The organism is Mesorhizobium sp. P5_C1 (assembly GCF_054049815.1).
In genome coordinates, this window is the sequence record NZ_JBFULQ010001272.1 from 1 (window position 1) to 716 (window position 716).

General features: G+C 60.5%; 1 protein-coding gene. It reads right to left on the reverse strand.

Translation table 11 applies throughout. The features are described from left to right. Positions 1–682 (reverse strand): response regulator (locus ACXJ7R_RS35330; protein WP_457155829.1); only part of this gene is annotated, 682 nt, incomplete at its 3' end. Positions 683–716 lie beyond the last annotated feature (34 nt).

Below are 716 nucleotides of genomic sequence, written 5' to 3' on the forward strand. Positions count from 1 at the left end.
GGCCAGTGACCTCGTCTAGCGCTTGTGCATTGTCCTTGGTAGAGCGTCCAAAGCCAAGCACGACAGCATCATACGCGGCCACACTAATGTCGTCCGCATTTGCCGCGAAACGACCGACCGCAGTGACCGAGGTCACGCCGTCGCGGATCGCTTCGACCAACGATAGCCGGCGCTCCGGATCGGGGTCGGCGACCAGCACACGGCGCTGGATACGAAGTTTCTTGGAATGGATGTCCTGGAACACCTTCAGCAGTTCATCAGAGGACACGGGCTTGGTGGAAATACTGGACGCCCCCTTGCGGGCAAGACTTTCGATATCTTCCGCACCTGAGATGACGTGGACGGGAATCCCCTTCGTCTTCTGGTCATGACGCAACAGATCGAAAAGCACCCAGCCGTCAATGTCAGAAAGCCCGAGATCAAGAGTAATTGCGTCGGGAACCAGCTTACGGGCCAACGCAAGAGTGCCGGAACCCGCGTTCGACAAGACGCCTTTCAGGCCGGCCGAGCGTGCGAGACCAAGCAGCAACCCTCCAAAGGTCGGATCGTCTTCGACGATCAGCACGACCCGGTCGGTCGGCGAGATGGAATCGCGGTCGTCGATCAGTTCTGCCGAAGGCGGACTGCCGAGCGATGCTGGCGTAGCGACGGCGTCCGTAGGAGGAAGCAAGGCCGTCTGCACTGCCGCCACCCGGGGACCAGCGAATGGAATGACC